Below are 16,236 nucleotides of genomic sequence, written 5' to 3'. Positions count from 1 at the left end.
AGGCTAGCCGATCGGCTACCGGGGGACGATAGATGATTACTGCCCGCGGATCAACGTCCTATCCCGCCGCCGGAATCAACAGCCGCGACGACGAGCGCACCGTGTTCCAGCTGGACGTGCCGACGCTGGCATGCCGGAAGTTCATGATCGCCGGGGTCGACGGGTCCTGGTCATCGCTGGTGAGCGTCAGGCGAATACGGTGGCCGGCCTTGAACCGGCGGGCGTTGGGAACCAACGGGATTCGATACTCGACTTCCTCGCCCAGCGGCACCGCCTGCGGGTGACGGCAGGGCAGCGCCGGCGCGCCGGGCCGACTCGCGGCTTCGTCGACCTCGCGCAAGCTGGCGCGCAGCCAGCCCGCGGTCACGTCGGTCGTTTGCCCGTCGGGCGCCACATCCTGCAACGTCGCCATCCACGCGGTGTCGATCGCGGTCGCCGACGCAACCAGCCGCAACTCGATATCGCCGACCATGTCGACGTCCTGGCGCAGCGGCTCGCTGGTCCAGGCCAGCAGAGACGGAGGATCGATCTCGCTGGGCTTGACGCGCCCCAACCCCGAGCCCAGCACCATGAAGTCGCGACCGCCGGGCTCGCCTTCGTCGGTAGCCAAGCCGCCGTCGGCGCGCAGGGCCAGTTCGCGATGCGGGGCATGTGCCGGCGGCCAGGAGTCAGCGGTTCGCCACTCGTCGGCGCCGGGCAAAAAGTAGCGGATCGGGGGTCCCTCGGTGATGCCGGTGTCGCGCCCCTTCAGCCAGTGGTCGTACCAGGCCAGTGCCTCGGTGTGCATGCTCTCCCACGGCCAGGTCAGCCCGAACTCGCCGAGCATGCCCATTTGCACACAGGCGTTGTCCGACAGCCCCTTCCAGGTGGCGAACGTCGAAGGCAGGTGCAACGGGACGTTCTGCCAGTCGCACCCCAGGTAGACCGGGATGTCGATTTCCTTGAGCAGTGGCAACAGGTTTCGCTCTTCCCACCATTCGTCACGCGTCGGGTGTTTGACCACCGCCTCCTGCCACAGTTCGTCCCACGGGTGGGGATTGTGTGGCAGCCGCAGCAGTTGGCGCAGCATGGTGACCGCCGCCTCGCCGTTCTTGGTCTCGAACTTCTTGTGTACGCGTGGGCTGTTCAGCACGCGCCGCGCCAACCCGATCGGTTTGCTGCGCCATAACTTGTCGCTGCGGTCGGAGGTCAGGCCCATCATGGCCAGAAACGGCGTGACGAACGCCGAACTCAACAACCCGTGGTGGTTGGCGCCCTCGTAGAGGTCGGTGGTCACGGCTAGGGGAAAGATCGCTTTGAGGTGCGGCGGCCGCTCGACGGCCGCCTCGAGTTGGGTCATGGCGAAGTAGCTGATGCCGATCATGCCGACGTTGCCGTCGCACCACGGCTGCGCTGCGACCCACTCGACGAGGTCGTGCACGTCCCGGCGTTCCTGCGCGTCGAAGAAGCTGAAGGTGCCCTCGGAGCCGCAGGTGCCGCGCAGATTCGCGATCACGTGCGCGTAGCCGCGGGGCACCCAGAAGTCCGTTCTGCCGGCCTCGATGAAGCCCGCCGGGGCGCCGAGGTCCTGCATCTGCCGCGGATAGGGCGAGGCGGCCAGCAGCGCGGGGAAGCGGCCGTCGGCATCGGGACGGTGAACGTCGGCCAAAAGCGTTGTGCCGTCGCGCACCGTGATCGCGATGTTGATGTCGGTGCGCGATGCGTAATGCGGCTCGCTGAGGTTCTGGTACTGCCGCCCGGTGGTCTGCGGGCCATTGAGCGTCGTCATAGTTTCACGCTACGTTGAAACTAGTCTCAACGCAAGATGAAACTTTGGGTATGGTGAAACAGTGCCGAAGAGATCGATCACCCCGGGTCCGCGCGACGAGCGCGGCGTGCTGGCGGCGCGCATCCTGGCCGCCGCGCGCGACGAATTCGCCGAACATGGCTGGGCCGGCACGGCGATCCGGGCCGTGGCCCGGACCGCGGACGTCGACCCGGCCCTCATCTATCACTACTTCGGCTCCAAGGAGGGCCTGCTCGATGCCGCCACGACGCCTCCGCAGAGGTGGCTCGACGCGGTGGCCGCGACGTGGGCGACGCCTAGGGCCGACCTGGGCCGGCAGTTGATCCGCACCGTGCTGGACACCTGGACCGACGCGGAAATCGGTCCGATCCTGCGCGCGGTGGTGCTGACCGCCGCCCACGAAGACAAGACCCGGGAGAAGCTGCGGCTGATCGTGGAGCGCGGTCTGATCGGCGGTTCGACCCTGGGGGCCGACGAGGAGGAAAGGCTGCGGCGTAGCGGGCTGATCGCCACCCAGCTGATCGGCCTCGCGTTGTTGCGCTACGTCTGGAAGATCGAGCCGATCGCGTCCATGTCCGAGGACCAGGTGCTGGCGGCGATGGCGCCGAACCTGCAGCGCTACGTCGAGGGCGACATCTCGTAGCGGATGGCGCAACTCGAGAGGCCCAACCGCGACAATGGCCGGATGCGTCTTTTGCGCCCGGTCGTTGCGCTCACGGTCGCCGCGGGGCTGGCCGCGTCCGCCGGCGTCGGGACCGCCCGGGCCGGGCCCGGCGTCCCGCCGGTGAGCGATGCGGCGCGCGCGGCCGGATTCGTCGACGTCCGCAGCGTGGTCTCCGACGCCATCATCGACCTGCGCTACGCGACGGCCAACAACTTCACACACACGCAGCTGTATCCCTCCGACGCCCGATGCCTGGTGCATCAATCGATAGCTCCTGGGCTGGCGGCGGCCGCGACGGCGCTGCGCCCGCAGGGGCACCTCCTGGTGTTCTGGGACTGCTATCGGCCCCACGACGTCCAGGTCAAGATGTTCAACGTCGTGCCCGACCCGGCGTGGGTCGCCCGGCCCGGTCAGTATTCGAACAGCCACGAGTCGGGGCGCTCGGTGGACGTGACGTTCACGACGGCACAGCAGCCGTGCGCGTCGGGGCTACACGCGGACGGGCTGTGCCTGGCCGACATGGGCACCGACTTCGACGACTTCTCCGCGCGCGCAAACGCTTTCGCCACCCATGGCGTCAGCGCCGAGGCCCAGGCGAACCGTGCCGCCCTGCGCAATGCCATGAAATACGGCGGGCTCGACCCGTACTCCGGGGAGTGGTGGCACTTCGACGGCCCCGGCGCCTTGGTGCACCGCCCCATCCTCAACGTCCCGCTAGACTAGTCTCATATAGTGAGACATCAGTTTCATATTTTGAGTTAACCCCATAGGCTTCGGCCATGAACGGTGAACGCGGGGCCATCTACACGCACGGACACCACGAGTCGGTGCTCCGCGGCCACCAGCGCCGCACCGCGGAGGACTCGGCGGCCTACCTGCTGCCCCACCTGAAGCCCGGTTTGTCGGTGCTGGATGTCGGCTGCGGACCCGGGACCATCACCGCCGACCTCGCCGCCCGCGTCGCACCGGGGCCGGTAATGGCCGTCGATCAATCGGCCGACGTCCTCGACGTGGCCCGCACCGAGGCCGGGCAGCGTGGCGTGTCGAACGTTTCGTTCGCGACCGCCGACGTGCACCGGCTCGATATCCCGGACGGCACATTCGACGTGGTGCACGCGCACCAGGTGCTGCAACACGTCGCCGATCCGATGGGAGCCCTGCGCGAGATGAAACGGGTGTGCGCGCCCGGCGGAGTGGTGGCGGCCCGGGATGCCGACTATGCGGGGTTCATCTGGTACCCACAGTTGCCGGCGCTTCAGCTGTGGCGCGAGCTCTACGAGCGGGCCGCTCGTGCCAACCGCGGCGAGCCCGATGCGGGGCGCCGATTGCTGTCCTGGGCCCAGCAGGCCGGTTTCGCCGACGTCACGCCGACGGGCACCGTGTGGTGCTACGCGACGCCCGCGACGCGGCAGTGGTGGGGTGGCATGTGGGCCGACCGGATCCTGCACTCGCGCATCGCCCAAGACCTACTGCGGCTAGGTCTGGCGACGACAGCGCAGCTGGAAGAGGTCTCCGCGGCTTGGCGTACGTGGGCGGCGGCGCCGGACGGCTGGCTGTCGATCCCGCACGGCGAAATTCTCTGCCGCGCATAGACCTTCAGTCCAGGAACAGATCGGGGATGGGTTGGTCGCCGCCGCCGTAGCGGGACAAGTCCGCGACCCCGGCGGAATGCAGAACGTCGGCGTCGATGTAACAGTTGCCGGTCACCTCTCGGCTCGGTCGAGAGATGATGTCGGCGGCCGCGTCGGCCATGATCTCCGGGCTGCGCGACGACTTGGCCAACTTGTCTCCGTCAGCCATGTTCGCCACCGCGGCGGTAGCGATATAAGTCTGTGGCCAAAGGCAATTCACGGCTATCCCGGATCTTCCCGGTTGGAAGGCGAATTCCGCCGCCCAGCCTAGCGACAGCAGCGTCATCCCGTACTTGGACAGTGTGTAGGCCGGGTGGGCGCCCAACCAGCGCGGGTTCATGTTCACCGGGGGCGAAATCGTGAGCACGTGCGGGTTGGCCGATTTCTGCAGATGCGGCACGCATGCCTTGGTGAGCAGGAAGGTGCCGCGCAGATTGATCTCCTGCATCAGGTCGTACTTCTTGGCCGACAGCACGGCGGTCGGTTCGACCGCGATGGCACTGGCGTTGTTGACGCAGACGTCGATGCCGCCGAACCGCTGCACCGCCGCATCGACCACCCGCTGCACGTCTTCTTCGCGGCGCACGTCGCCGACGACCGCCAGCGCCTTGCCGCCGGCGGCCTCCACCTCGGCGGCGGCGGTGTGCACCGTCCCGGGCAGTCTGGGGTGCGGGGTGTCGGTCTTGGCCAGTAGCACCACATTGGCGCCCCGCCTGGCCGCGCCGATCCCGATCGCGAGCCCGATTCCCCGGCTGCCGCCGGAGATGACGACGGTGCGATCTGCGAGCGAGTTGTTAGCCATTGGTCTCCTTTGACCTGGTCAAACGCGTGGTATTGGCATTCTCTTTTTTTGCAAGTACGTTATTCACCGATGGATAATACGGCCCACACTCCGTCAGGTATCCCGCTGCAGCCGGTCTATGGGCCGGCGGATGTCAGCGCGGCGCCTCCGCAACCGGGGGAGTTTCCCTTCACCCGGGGTAACTTCGCGTCCGGCTACCGCGGCAAGCTCTGGACCTTCCGCCAATACTCGGGATTCGGCACCGCCGAGGAATCCAATCGCCGTTACCGCTACCTTTTGGAACAGGGCGGGACCGGGTTGTCGGTGGCGCTCGACCTGCCCACCCAGTGTGGGTACGACTCCGATGACCCCGAGTTCGGCGAGGAGGTCGGCCGGGTCGGCGTCGCGGTCGACACGCTGGCCGATTTCGAGATCCTGTTCGACGGCATCCCGCTGGACAAGCTCAGTACGAGCATGACGATCAACGGAACGGCGGCGATCCTGCTGGCGTTCTACGTCGCCGCCGCCGAGAAAAAGGGCATACCGCGGGCGAAGCTCACCGGAACCATCCAGAACGACATCCTCAAGGAGTACGCCTCCCGCGGGACCTGGATCTGGCCGCCGGAGCCATCCCTGCGGCTGATCGCCGACACCATCGAGTTCTGCGCGGCCGAGGTCCCGAGGTTCAACGCGATCTCGGTGGCTGGCGCGCACTTCCGGGACGCCGGGGCCAACGCGGTGCAGGAGATGGCGTTCACCCTTGCCGACGGGGTGACATACTGCGACACCGTGGTGGAACGCGGCCGGATGACGATCGACCAATTCGCGCCACAGATCTCGTTCTTCTTCTACACCCACGGGGATTTCTTCGAGGAGATCGCCAAATACCGTGCGGGACGCCGACGTTGGGCGACGATCGTGCAGGAGCGTTACGGAGCGAAGACGGCCAAGGCGGCGATGTTCCGCTTCGGCTGCGTGTGTGGCGGCGCATCGCTGTACGCGCCACAGGCCCACAACAACATCGTCCGGGTGGCCTACGAGGCGATGGCCGCGGTGCTCGGCGGTGTCCAGTCGATGTTCACCGCGGCCTGGGACGAGCCGTTCGCCCTGCCCACCGAGGAAACCACGACGCTGGCGCTGCGCACCCAGCAGATCCTCGCGCACGAAACCGGCGTCGCCAGCGTCGCCGACCCGCTGGGCGGCTCCTACTTCGTGGAGGCGCTGACCGATGCCACCGAGGCGCGCATCATCGAGATCATGTCCGACCTCGAGCGGCACGGCGGAATGGTCCACGCCATCGAGGATGGTTACCTGCAGGGTCTGATCGCCGACGAGGCGTTCAAGATCCACCAGGACATCGAGTCCGGCGCTCGCCCGGTCGTCGGGGTAAACCGGTTCGTGACCGAGGAGCCGGAACACGATGTTGTCACCTACGAGCTCGACGCCGAAGGACGCGACCTCCAGCTCAAGCGACTCTCCAAGGTCAAGGCCGAAAGGGACTCGGCGGCAGTCAAATCCAGCCTGGCGGCGCTATCACGTGCCGCCGAAGGGGACGACAATCTGATGCACAAGCTGATCGACTGCGCCAACGTGTACTGCACGGTCGGCGAAATGGTCGCCGCGCTCAAGGCGGTGTGGGGCGAATTCCAGCAACCGGTGGTGTTTTGATGGCCGCCCGGATTCTGGTCGCCAAGCCCGGCCTGGACGGGCACGACCGCGGTGCCAAAATCGTCGCCCGCACGCTGCGCGATGCCGGTTTCGAGGTGATTTACACCGGCATCCGGCAGCGCATCGAGGACATCGCCTCGATCGCCGTCCAGGAAGACGTGGCGGTCGTGGGGCTGAGCATTCTGTCCGGTGCTCACCTGGCGCTCACCGCCCGCACCATCGAGGCGTTGCGGGCCGCGGACGCCGCCGACATCGCCGTCGTGGTCGGCGGAACCATTCCGCACGCCGACGTACCCAAGCTGCTATCCGCCGGCGCCGCGGCGGTTTTCCCCACCGGCACGCCGCTCGACGTGCTCGTGCGTGAGATCCGCGCGCTGACCGGCACCCCCGAGCCTGTGGAGGAACAATGCGCGTCGGAGTGATGATCGGGGCCGAGCGTGGCGATATGGCCCGCAAGGTGCACAAGCTGGCGTCGGATATCGAATGGGCCGAGTCCGCGGGTCTGGACACCGCATGGATGCCGCAGGTTCCCGACGACTTCGACTGCCTGACCATGGTGTCGCTGATGGCCGCGCACAGCTCACGTATCGAGCTGGGCACCGCGGTGGTGCCGCTGCAGGCACAGCACCCGATCGCCCTTGCCCGCCAAGCGCTCTCGGCGCATGCCGTGGCCGGTGGAAGATTGGCGCTGGGTGTCGGGCCGTCGCACCACTGGATCATCCGCGACATGCTCGGCCTGCCATACGAGAAGCCGGCGGCCTACACCCGCGACTACCTGCAGGTGCTCAACGCCGCCATTGCCGGGCCGGGACCGGTCGACGTCGAGAATGATTCGTTCACGGTGCACAATCCGCTGGCGATCGGGGCCGATACCCCGATGCCGGTGCTGGTCGCCGCGCTGGGGCCGGTGATGCTGCAGCTCGCCGGTGAACTCGCCGACGGCACCGTGTTGTGGATGGCCGACGAACGCGCGATCGGCGACCACATCGCACCGAAGATCACCAAGGCCGCCGCGGATGCCGGGCGCCCCGCACCGCGGATCGTCGCTGGGATTCCGGTATGCCTCTGTGCGCCCGCACAAGTCGACGCGGCCAAGGAGCGGGCGAACCGCATCCTGGGCGAGGCCGAGGTGTCGCCCAACTACCAGCGTCTGCTCGAACGCGGTGATGCCCGCGATGTCGGCGATCTGTGCGCGGCCGGCGACGAGGAGGCCATCCTGGCCCGGATGCGCCGCTTCGCCGACGCCGGCGTGACCGACTTGTCGGTGCGGCTCTTGCCCATTGGCGACAACCGCGACGAGCTGGTCGCCTCCAAGCGGCGCACGCGCGAGGTGATCGCCTCGCTGGCGACGGAATTGCGTTGACCACGACCAACAGTGGCCCGCTGGCGGGCATACGCATCCTCGAGGTCGGCACCATGCTGGCGGGTCCCTATGCGACCATGCTGCTCGCCGACCTCGGCGCCGACGTCACCAAGATCGAGCCGCGCGGCGGTGAGATCTCGCGCGGCGTCGGTCCCTCCTACTTCGCCAGCCTGAACCGCAACAAGTCGAGCATCTGTCTGGACCTCAACTCAAAGACCGGACAGCAACGTCTGGGCGAGCTGGTCGCGGAATCGCATGCGCTGCTGGTGAACCTGAAGCCCTCGGCGATCCGTCGGCTGGGATTGACCTACGAGCGGTTGCGGCGGCACAACGAGCGGATCGTGTGCGTCGCGATCACCGGATTCGGCCTGTACGGCGGCGACGATCCGGCTTTCGACTACGTGGTGCAGGCGGGCGTCGGCACCGCCGCCCTGACCGGCGACCCGGACGGCCCGCCGACGCTGCCCGGTTACTCGTCGGCCGACAACTCCACCGGGATGACCGCGGCGCTGGGGCTGTTGGCCAAGATCATCTCCGGAACCGGAGGACAGGTAGACGTCTCGCTGCGCGATGTGATGCTGTCGCAGCTTAACTACCACGCGTCGGCCTACCTGAATGACGGCGTCGAGCCGCAGCGGCACCCACACGGGGCGCATTCGTATTACGTTCCCGCTCAGCTCTTTCCGACGGCCGACGGGTATCTGGCGCTGTTCATTACGCACGACGGCTTCTGGAAGTCGTTTGCCGCCGAGGCGGGCATCGGGGGTTTCGAGACGATGGCCGAGCGAGTCGCCCGCCGCGACGAGGTGCTGACGGTCGTCACGGCGATGCTGGCAACCGATAGCGCCGCGGGGTGGGAACGCCGGCTGCGCCCACTCGGCGTGCCCGCCGCGGCCGTCAGGACGCTGCCCGAAGCACTCGAAGCGACGCCCGAAGTCATTGTCACGGCGGGCGATTTCCGTCTCGTTGGAAGCCCGATCCACGTCTCGGGCTACGAGCCCGAATACCGCCCGCCGCCGGAGCTGAGCGAGGGCTGAACCCGCCGAACGTCGAGTTCTCGCGCCGAAATCGCCCGATTTCGCCCAACAAGTCGACGTTCGCGCTGACGTGGCTACGTCAGCTTGGCGAGTTGTTTCTCCTGATAGAGCCGTGCCCACTCGGCACGCGACCGGATCGACACGTCGACGTCATTCGCCTTGGCGCGCAGCGCTTTCACCGTCGCCCGATCGCGGGGCGTTCGCGCGAACGGATCCCAGCTGAAGAACCGGCACGCGTTGCCCCAGGTGATCTTGTTGATGTCGGAGTCGTCGGCGCCGGCGGCGTTCAGCTCGGCCAGCACCTGCTCGGGCGCGTCCGGCCAGAAGCAATCCGAGTGCGGGTAGTCGCATTCCCAGGCGATGATGTCGATGCCGATCTCGTGGCGCAGCTTCAGCGACGTCTTGTCGGTGACGTAGCAGGCCAGCGAGTGTTCGCGGAAGACCTCGCTGGGCAGCTTGTCCCCGAAGTCGCGCCGTAGCCACTTCTGGTTGGTGTAGTGGCGGTCGCTGCGGTCCAGGTAGAACGGGATCCAGCCGATGCCGCCCTCGGAGAAGGCGAACTTCAGGTCGGGGTATTTGCGCATGGCGGGGCCCCACAGCAGATCCTGTGCGCACATCGCCGAGACCTGCGTGGCCAGGATGATCAAGTTGTCGATCGGCGCGTCGGGCGCCATGCTGATCGCCCCGAATCCCGTCCCGATGTGCAGGCACATCACCACGTTCTGCTCCGAGAGCGTGCGGAAGACCGGAGCCCAGTAGTCGTCGTCGTGGTAGCTCGGAAGCCCTTCCAAATGCGGCAGTTCCGGCATGGTCACCGCCCGGCAGCCCTTGGCCGCCACCCGGCGGATCTCCGCGCACATGGCGTCTACGTTCCAGGTGGGCAGGATCGCGATGGGGATGAACCGGTCCGGATAGGAGCCGGCCCACTCGTCGATGTGCCAGTCGTTGTAGGCCGACACCATCACCAGCGTCGCCTCCTCGCGGTGCATGTTGAGGTGACGCGCGGAGAAGCCGGTGAAGGTCGGGAAGCACATCGACGCCAGGATCCCGTTGCGGTTCATGTCCCGGACGCGTTCGTGGACGTCGTAGACGCCCGGGCGCATCTCGGCGAAACCCGCTGGGTCGCGGCCCCATTCGTGGGCCGGCCACGACACCACGGCGTTGAGTCCGCTCACGCCCTGCGGGCGGCCCTGGTACATCCACTGGTCGACGCCCTTGTCGTCGGTGACGACGATCGGGGCCTCGGCCTTGTATTTGGCTGGTACGTGGCGCAGGAACATGTCCGGTGGCTCGACCACGTGGTCGTCAATGCTCACCAGGATCAGGTCGTCGACGTTCATGAGATTCAGCGGCTCCGCTCGCTGGTTGTCTCGAGCAACCGGGGGATGGGCGCAGGATCTAACAGCAACGCATCGGACATGTGCAGTTGGCCGGCGTTGGCGATCATGTTGTCCAAGATGGCCTGAAGGTTGTCGCCCTCCAGCTCGTAGATGGCGACATAGGGGCCGCTCCCGTCAATCGGACGCAGCCGGCGTGCCGCGACGATTCCGTCGAGCGCCAGAAGTTCGGGGATATGTACTTCGTCGTACCAGGTGTTGTATTCCTGCTCGCGATCGGGCGAACTGGGCCGACTTTCGACGTACATGATGCCCTTGGCCATCGCCGTCACCTTCCTGTCGGGCTCCTACTCGTAGCGCACCGTGACCGAATCCGTGTCCGGCACGCCCTGGCACGTCAAAATGTAGCCCTCGGCGACCTCGTCTTCGTCCAGAGCGTCATTGACCCGCATGGTCACACGGCCTTCTTCGAGCTTGGCCATGCACGTGCCGCAGTTGCCGGCCTCGCAACTGAACGGCGGTTCCAGGCCGGCCCGCCGCGCGCTCTGCAATAGCGTCTCGCCGGGGACCAGCGGCACCGAGACCTTCTTGCGGTCCATGTGGATGGTTACCGTGCCCGCCCCCGAGCCGTTTGACGGAGTTGTCACCCGTGGGGTCTCCTCGATGCTTCGGGCGACTGTCACCATCGACCGCCCCCTCCCGTACTTGCATTCTTCAGTATAGAGAATACTATTCTCACAGAGCGATAGGATCTTCTCAAGTCTGTGCGGATGTCAGGTCGGCCCGGCCTGTCAGGGAAGGACGGGACGTGACCGAGCCGGCTGCGGTCGTGTTCGAGGACCGGCAATTTCGCCTGCCTCAGCTCGACGCGCTGGCCGACGGCTGGGCTGCGGCCCTGGCCAAGAACGGTGTCACGGCAGGTCAACGCGTCGCGGTGATGGCGTCCAACCGGCCGGAATTCGTCGCGGCTTTGCTGGGCATCTGGCGGCTTGCGGCAACGGCGATACTCATCAGCCCCGCGTGGAAGCGCGACGAGGTCGACCACGCGCTGGCCGTGGCCGAACCCGCGCACGCCGTCGGGGACCATCCGGTGCTGGCCGGCATGATGCCGATGCTGCACCTCGACGAGCCGGTCGCAGCCGGGGAGCCGATCACCGCGACGCCCCCGCCGCAGTCCGACGCAGTGCTGGTGTTCAGTTCCGGCACCACCGGCCTGCCGAAGGCCGTCCGGCACACCCACGCGGCGCTGGACGAGGCCGTGCGGCACTGGCGCGAGGCGCTGCAGCTGACCGGGCGCGACCGGATCCAAATCGCCACCCCGCCGTCGCACATCCTCGGGCTGCTCAACATCCTCACGGCGCTGCGCACCGGCGCCCGCGTGCGGCTGCATCCCCGGTTCGACATCGACCGGATGCTGCACCACATCGAAAACGACCGCATCACAGTCGAAATGGCCGTCGCACCGATCGCGCTGGCCATTGCCTCGCATCCCACGCTCGAGTCCTATGACCTGTCCTCGCTGCGCTACATCATGTGGGGGGCGACCCCGGTGAGCGCTGAGGTTGCGGAGACGGTCACCCGGCGCACCGGCATCGGTTGGGTTCCGGCGTACGGGACCACCGAACTGCCCGTGATCGCCTGCAATCCGATCGAGGGCGCCCGCCTGGACGCTGTGGGGCGTCCAGTGCCGGGCGTGGACGTGCGGGTGGTCTCGCTTCAGACGGGCGAACCGCTCTCTCCGGGGGAGGTCGGTGAGATCCAGGCCCGATCCTCGTCGCTGATGGCCGGTTACCTGCCGGCCGAGGCGACCGCCGAGGTGATCCGCGACGGCTGGTACCGGACCGGAGATGTCGGCTGGATGGACGCCGACGGCTGGCTGCGGATCACCGATCGCCTCAAAGAGATGATCAAAGTTCGCGGTTTTCAGGTCGCGCCCGCCGAAATCGAGACCGTGCTGCACGGCCATCCGGCCGTCAAAGACTGCGCCGTGTTCGGCGTACCCGACGGAATCAACGGGGAAGCGGTGGTCGCCGCGGTGGCGACGTGCGCACCCGTCGACGCCGCAGAGCTCACCGCCCGGGTGGATGAGCGGCTGGCTTCCTACAAACACCTGAGCCGGGTCGTGTTCGTGCCCGACATTCCTCGCCTGCCCTCGGGCAAGGTACTGCGCCGAGTGCTGAAGGAGCGCTATGGATGTACGTCTGACAAGTGAACAACAGCAATTGCGCGACGCCGCCGCCAAGCTGGCCGACGACCTTGGACCCTCAGCGGTCCAAGACCTCGATGACCAGAGCCGGATTGCGCGTCTGGACAAGCAAATCGCGGGCACGGGCTGGCGGTCGCTGCGCTCCGACGGGGCGTCGGGCGTCGAAGTGGCCATCGTGGCCGAGGAATTCGGGCGCCGGCTGGTCGACACACCGTTTCTCGGTCCAGTACTTGCCGACGACCTGACCCGCCACGTCGGCGCCGACAGCGCGGGCGTGACGGTCGCGGTCGACGGCCGCGCCATCGACGCGCGGGGCGCCCGGCGGGCCCTGAGCCTTTCCGGCGGCACCGTCCACGCGGCCGATGTGCGAGACGTGACCGATGGCCCGGATTTGACCCGCGCCGAAGCGACGATCGCGGGAACATCGGCGGCACTGGGCGACGTGTCCCCTGACATCGCCGCGCAATGGCGGGCGCTCGCGCTGGTCACCACGACGGCGGACCTGGTGGGCATCGCCCGGGGCGCGCACGCGGTCGCGTGTGACTACGCCAAGATCCGTGAGCAATACGGCAAGGCGATCGGGTCCTACCAAGCCATCGCACACCTGCTCGCCGAAAGCCTTGCGCTGATCGAAGGTTCGATCAGCGTGTCGCGGCATGCCGCGTGGGCGGTCGACGAACTGCCGCCCGCCGAGGCCATCCGCGCCGCGCAGGTGGCGAAGGTCTACTGCGCGCGAGCCGCCCGAACCGTCTGTGAGACAGCCATTCAGGTGCACGGTGGCATCGGTAACACCTGGGACTGCGTGGTGCACGTCTACCTGCGACGCGCCCTGATATCGACCGAGCTGTGGCCCGTCGCATTGAAGGAGATCGATCTTGGACTTTCGTGACTCACCGGACGAAGCCGCCTTCCGGGAACGGCTCCGGTCCTGGCTTTCGGTGCACGCAAAAGAATTCTCCGGCTCCGGCGACGAGTACTGGGCCCGCCAGGCCGAATGGCATCAGGCCCTGTACCGAGAGGGCTTCTTCGGGCTGTCGTTCCCCCGCGAGTACGGCGGCCAGGAGCTGCCGCCCGTGTATGACGTCATCGTCGACGAGGAACTCGCCCGGGCCGGTGCGCCGCCGCGTCCCAGCGTGGGCTACCTGATCTACGGGATCGGCCGGCACGCCAACGACGAAGTGCGGCAACGGTTCCTGCCCGGCATCATCAACGGCACCGAGCGATGGTGCCAGGGCTTCAGCGAGCCGGGTGCCGGTTCAGACCTGGCCTCGCTGACCACCACCGCCCGCCTCGAGGGTGATACCTACGTGGTAAACGGGCACAAGATCTGGACCAGCTACTCCGATGTGGCGGACTGGTGCCTGTTGCTGGCGCGCACCGATCCGGAGGCTAAACGCCACCGCGGCCTGTCGGCGTTCGTGCTGGAAATGAAACAGCCTGGCGTGCAACAACGGCCGCTGCGGATGATCAACGGGGTGACCAACGAATTCGGTCAGGTGTTCTTCGACGACGCGAAGATACCTGCCGACCGGATGGTCGGCGCCCCGGGCGACGGCTGGGCGGTGGCGATGACCGTCGTCGGGCACGAGCGCGAACCCTCCACGCTCGGCTACGCCGCCCGGTACGGCAAGCTGGTGCGAAGTCTGTACGCGCGCAACAGCGACCTTGGCGGCCCGGTTCCCGAAGAGCTCGCGTGGGCGGCGGTCCAGTCGGAGATGCTGACCCATCACGTCCGTCGCCGGCTGTCCGAACAGCTGGACGGGGTGTCGCACGGGCCCGAGGGGTCGCTCGACAAGTTGCTGATGACCTGGGTCGAGCAATCCGTCGGGCACGCCGCACTGGCGGTCACCGGGACCCGCGATCCGGACCTGCTCAGCGCCTATCTGTACAGCCGCGCGCAGAGTGTGATGGGCGGGACATCACAGATACAGAAGAACATCATCGCTTCACGCATCTTGGGATTGGGAGTCTGACGTGTACGACATGCCTGCCGAAATCGACGTCCGAGCCGACGGTCCGCTGCGGATCATCACCCTGAACCGCCCCGATTCGCTCAACTCGGTCAACGACGACCTGCACGTCGGCCTCGCGCGCCTGTGGCAGCGACTGACCGATGACCCCACCGCCCGCGCGGCGGTCATCACCGGGGCCGGCAGGGCGTTTTCGGCCGGCGGCGATTTCTCGTACCTCAAGGAGCTGTCGTCCGATGCGGACCTGCGCGCCAAGACCATCCGCGACGGGCGCGAGATCGTGCTGGGCATGGCGCGCTGCCGAATTCCCGTGGTGGCCGCGGTCAATGGCCCCGCCGTCGGGCTCGGCTGCAGCCTGGTGGCGCTGAGCGACATCGTCTACATCGCCGAAGACGCCTACCTCGCCGACCCGCACGTGCAGGTGGGGTTGGTGGCCGCCGACGGCGGGCCGCTGACCTGGCCGTTGCACATCAGCCTGCTGCTGGCCAAGGAGTTCGCGTTGACGGGCACCCGCATCAGCGCGCAGCGCGCCGTGGAGCTCGGCCTGGCCAACCACGTGTCCGCCGACCCGGTCGCGGACGCAATCGCCTGCGCCAAAAAGATTCTGGAGCTGCCGCAGCAGGCGGTGGAAAGCACCAAGCGGGTGCTCAACATTCATTTGGAGCGGGCGGTCCTGGCCAGCTTGGACTACGCCCTCTCGGCCGAGCACCAGTCGTTCACGACCGACGACTTCCGGTCGATCGTCTCCAAGCTGGCGGCGGGCAAGAACTGAGGTCCGCGCCACGGCGACTTTTCACCCGATTCTTCGCCATGGCGCCGTCAGTCGTGTGACCGCAGGAAGTCACGCATCACTGAGTCGAACTTGCGCGGCTCCTCGATGAAGGGCATGTGAGCGCTGGACTCGAACAGCTCGTAGCGCGAGCCGGCGATGCGCTGGTGCATGTCCCACATGTGTTCGGGCACGCATTCGTCGAACCTGCCCGCGAGAACGAGGGTGGGCAGGCTGATTTCCGGCAATCGGTCGAACACATCCCAGTCGCGGATCGTCCCGACGATGTGGAAGTCACTCGGCCCGAACAGCGTCTCGAAGATGTCGGTTCCCATGTCGGCGAAGGCCTGCAAAAGCTCGGGGGGCCAGGGCCGTACGCGGCACAGGTACGTTTCGTTCCAGGTGCGGATCGCGTCCTGGTATTCGGCCGTGTACGTCGTCCCGGCGGCTTCGTGGCGGTCGATGGCAGATTGCGTTGCCGGGTCGAGCTCGGCCTTGAGCCGGGCCACCATCTTCGAGAACTGCGGTATGGAGGCGATGCTGTTCGAGATGGTGAGGCTGACGGCAGGCGAGGTCACGTCAAGCGCGTACTGTTGCGCCAACATCCCGCCCCACGAGTTACCGAAGATGTGGAAACGGTTGAGGCTTAGAGCTTTTACGACGGCATCCATTTCGGCCACCGACCGTTGCATCGTCCACAGGTCGCGGTTCGGCGGGCGCTCGGAGTTACCGCAGCCGAGTTGATCCCAGTAGATGACTTCGCGTTCGTCGGCCAACCGTTCCAGGGAGCGCAAGTAGGTATGGGGTAAACCGGGCCCGCCGTGCACCACCAGGAGGGGAACGCCCGGCCCGCCGCCGACCCGCTTGAACCACACGTTGCCACCCGGGACCGTGACCATTCCCTCCATTGCCGACGACGCCTCCTGGGATTGGCGAGCAGACAGAAAGTCGCACCCTGCGATTCCGGTATATGCGATTTTGCGTCTGCTCGCGCATCGACCTGTCTTGCAACGCTGACTCTCAG

General features: G+C 67.0%; 16 protein-coding genes and 1 pseudogene. 11 read left to right on the top strand and 6 right to left on the bottom strand.

Annotated features, from left to right (window positions below; translation table 11 throughout):
- Positions 1-58 precede the first annotated feature (58 nt).
- A complete protein-coding gene (locus KXD96_RS26215; protein WP_260741796.1) occupies positions 59-1,768 on the bottom strand; it encodes a CocE/NonD family hydrolase in 1,710 nt (569 codons plus the stop codon).
- A gap of 61 nt (positions 1,769-1,829) precedes the next feature.
- On the opposite strand from KXD96_RS26215, the gene KXD96_RS26210 reads away from it, so the two are divergent.
- The 3 genes and pseudogenes from KXD96_RS26210 to KXD96_RS26200 all read left to right on the top strand — a co-directional run bounded on the left by KXD96_RS26210 (position 1,830) and on the right by KXD96_RS26200 (position 4,042).
- Positions 1,830-2,429, top strand: a complete 600-nt coding sequence (locus KXD96_RS26210; protein WP_260741794.1) for a TetR family transcriptional regulator — start codon at positions 1,830-1,832, stop codon at positions 2,427-2,429.
- Positions 2,430-2,553: 124 nt separating this feature from the next.
- A pseudogene (locus KXD96_RS26205) lies at positions 2,554-3,173 on the top strand (M15 family metallopeptidase); the annotation flags it as partial.
- Between the two features lie 56 nt (positions 3,174-3,229).
- Positions 3,230-4,042, top strand: coding sequence for a methyltransferase domain-containing protein (locus KXD96_RS26200; protein ID WP_260741785.1), 813 nt, complete (start codon positions 3,230-3,232; stop codon positions 4,040-4,042).
- 4 nt (positions 4,043-4,046) lie between these two features.
- Here KXD96_RS26200 and KXD96_RS26195 read toward each other — a convergent pair whose 3' ends face one another.
- Positions 4,047-4,883 (bottom strand): NAD(P)-dependent oxidoreductase, encoded by an 837-nt coding sequence (locus KXD96_RS26195; protein ID WP_260741783.1) that lies wholly within the window; start codon positions 4,881-4,883, stop codon positions 4,047-4,049.
- A gap of 69 nt (positions 4,884-4,952) precedes the next feature.
- Between KXD96_RS26195 and KXD96_RS26190 the strand changes: the two genes are divergently transcribed.
- From KXD96_RS26190 to KXD96_RS26175, 4 genes are read left to right on the top strand one after another with little or no spacing between them, the layout of a single operon-like run.
- Positions 4,953-6,530: a methylmalonyl-CoA mutase family protein gene (locus KXD96_RS26190; protein ID WP_260741782.1), complete on the top strand. Its 1,578-nt coding sequence runs from the start codon at positions 4,953-4,955 to the stop codon at positions 6,528-6,530.
- The gene (locus KXD96_RS26185; RefSeq protein WP_260741776.1) at positions 6,530-6,952 is read left to right on the top strand and encodes a cobalamin-dependent protein; all 423 of its coding nucleotides are present in this window, start codon (positions 6,530-6,532) and stop codon (positions 6,950-6,952) included. Before KXD96_RS26190 ends, KXD96_RS26185 begins: the two co-directional genes overlap by 1 nt.
- A complete protein-coding gene (locus KXD96_RS26180) occupies positions 6,937-7,893 on the top strand; it encodes an LLM class F420-dependent oxidoreductase (RefSeq protein ID WP_260741775.1) in 957 nt (318 codons plus the stop codon). The genes KXD96_RS26185 and KXD96_RS26180 overlap by 16 nt, the downstream gene beginning before the upstream one ends.
- A 53-nt stretch (positions 7,894-7,946) precedes the next feature.
- Positions 7,947-8,930, top strand: coding sequence for a CaiB/BaiF CoA transferase family protein (locus tag KXD96_RS26175; RefSeq protein WP_396878916.1), 984 nt, complete (start codon positions 7,947-7,949; stop codon positions 8,928-8,930).
- Positions 8,931-9,004: 74 nt separating this feature from the next.
- Here the strand turns inward: KXD96_RS26175 and KXD96_RS26170 are convergent, their stop codons facing one another.
- From KXD96_RS26170 to KXD96_RS26160, 3 genes are read right to left on the bottom strand one after another with little or no spacing between them, the layout of a single operon-like run.
- Positions 9,005-10,270: an amidohydrolase family protein gene (locus tag KXD96_RS26170; RefSeq protein ID WP_260741769.1), complete on the bottom strand. Its 1,266-nt coding sequence runs from the start codon at positions 10,268-10,270 to the stop codon at positions 9,005-9,007.
- A gap of 5 nt (positions 10,271-10,275) precedes the next feature.
- The gene (locus KXD96_RS26165; RefSeq protein WP_260741768.1) at positions 10,276-10,590 is read right to left on the bottom strand and encodes a DUF4286 family protein; all 315 of its coding nucleotides are present in this window, start codon (positions 10,588-10,590) and stop codon (positions 10,276-10,278) included.
- Between the two features lie 24 nt (positions 10,591-10,614).
- Positions 10,615-10,950 carry a 2Fe-2S iron-sulfur cluster-binding protein gene (locus KXD96_RS26160; protein WP_260745559.1) on the bottom strand — a complete coding sequence of 112 codons (336 nt, stop codon included), beginning with the start codon at positions 10,948-10,950 and terminating at the stop codon, positions 10,615-10,617.
- A 125-nt stretch (positions 10,951-11,075) separates the two neighbouring features.
- On the opposite strand from KXD96_RS26160, the gene KXD96_RS26155 reads away from it, so the two are divergent.
- Genes KXD96_RS26155 through KXD96_RS26140 form a run of 4 tightly spaced genes read left to right on the top strand, consistent with a single transcriptional unit; the run spans position 11,076 to position 15,215 of the window.
- Complete coding sequence (locus KXD96_RS26155) at positions 11,076-12,479, top strand: class I adenylate-forming enzyme family protein (protein WP_260741766.1); 1,404 nt, start codon at positions 11,076-11,078, stop codon at positions 12,477-12,479.
- Positions 12,457-13,362, top strand: a complete 906-nt coding sequence (locus tag KXD96_RS26150) for an acyl-CoA dehydrogenase family protein (protein ID WP_260741764.1) — start codon at positions 12,457-12,459, stop codon at positions 13,360-13,362. Before KXD96_RS26155 ends, KXD96_RS26150 begins: the two co-directional genes overlap by 23 nt.
- Complete coding sequence (locus KXD96_RS26145) at positions 13,349-14,446, top strand: acyl-CoA dehydrogenase family protein (RefSeq protein ID WP_260741760.1); 1,098 nt, start codon at positions 13,349-13,351, stop codon at positions 14,444-14,446. Before KXD96_RS26150 ends, KXD96_RS26145 begins: the two co-directional genes overlap by 14 nt.
- Position 14,447: 1 nt before the next feature.
- Complete coding sequence (locus tag KXD96_RS26140; RefSeq protein ID WP_260741759.1) at positions 14,448-15,215, top strand: enoyl-CoA hydratase/isomerase family protein; 768 nt, start codon at positions 14,448-14,450, stop codon at positions 15,213-15,215.
- 47 nt (positions 15,216-15,262) lie between these two features.
- On the opposite strand, the gene KXD96_RS26135 is transcribed toward KXD96_RS26140, so the two are convergent.
- Positions 15,263-16,120, bottom strand: coding sequence for a proline iminopeptidase-family hydrolase (locus KXD96_RS26135; protein WP_396877490.1), 858 nt, complete (start codon positions 16,118-16,120; stop codon positions 15,263-15,265).
- Between the last annotated feature and the right edge of the window lie 116 nt (positions 16,121-16,236).

Source organism: Mycobacterium sp. SMC-2, from assembly GCF_025263485.1.
Lineage (GTDB): Bacteria > Actinomycetota > Actinomycetes > Mycobacteriales > Mycobacteriaceae > Mycobacterium.
The sequence above is the reverse complement of the archived record's forward strand: the minus strand, read 5'-3'. Positions and strand labels throughout refer to the sequence as shown.

Bases quoted from the DNA above. Each gene is read 5' to 3' on its own strand.
- KXD96_RS26215 (WP_260741796.1), bottom strand. From the start codon at position 1,768: ATGACGACGCTCAATGGCCCGCAGACCACCGGGCGGCAGTACCAGAAC.
- KXD96_RS26200 (WP_260741785.1), top strand. From the start codon at position 3,230: ATGAACGGTGAACGCGGGGCCATCTACACGCACGGACACCACGAGTCG.
- KXD96_RS26195 (WP_260741783.1), bottom strand. From the start codon at position 4,883: ATGGCTAACAACTCGCTCGCAGATCGCACCGTCGTCATCTCCGGCGGC.
- KXD96_RS26190 (WP_260741782.1), top strand. From the start codon at position 4,953: ATGGATAATACGGCCCACACTCCGTCAGGTATCCCGCTGCAGCCGGTC.
- KXD96_RS26185 (WP_260741776.1), top strand. From the start codon at position 6,530: ATGGCCGCCCGGATTCTGGTCGCCAAGCCCGGCCTGGACGGGCACGAC.
- KXD96_RS26180 (WP_260741775.1), top strand. From the start codon at position 6,937: ATGCGCGTCGGAGTGATGATCGGGGCCGAGCGTGGCGATATGGCCCGC.
- KXD96_RS26175 (WP_396878916.1), top strand. From the start codon at position 7,947: ATGCTGGCGGGTCCCTATGCGACCATGCTGCTCGCCGACCTCGGCGCC.
- KXD96_RS26170 (WP_260741769.1), bottom strand. From the start codon at position 10,270: ATGAACGTCGACGACCTGATCCTGGTGAGCATTGACGACCACGTGGTC.
- KXD96_RS26165 (WP_260741768.1), bottom strand. From the start codon at position 10,590: ATGGCCAAGGGCATCATGTACGTCGAAAGTCGGCCCAGTTCGCCCGAT.
- KXD96_RS26150 (WP_260741764.1), top strand. From the start codon at position 12,457: ATGGATGTACGTCTGACAAGTGAACAACAGCAATTGCGCGACGCCGCC.
- KXD96_RS26135 (WP_396877490.1), bottom strand. From the start codon at position 16,120: ATGGAGGGAATGGTCACGGTCCCGGGTGGCAACGTGTGGTTCAAGCGG.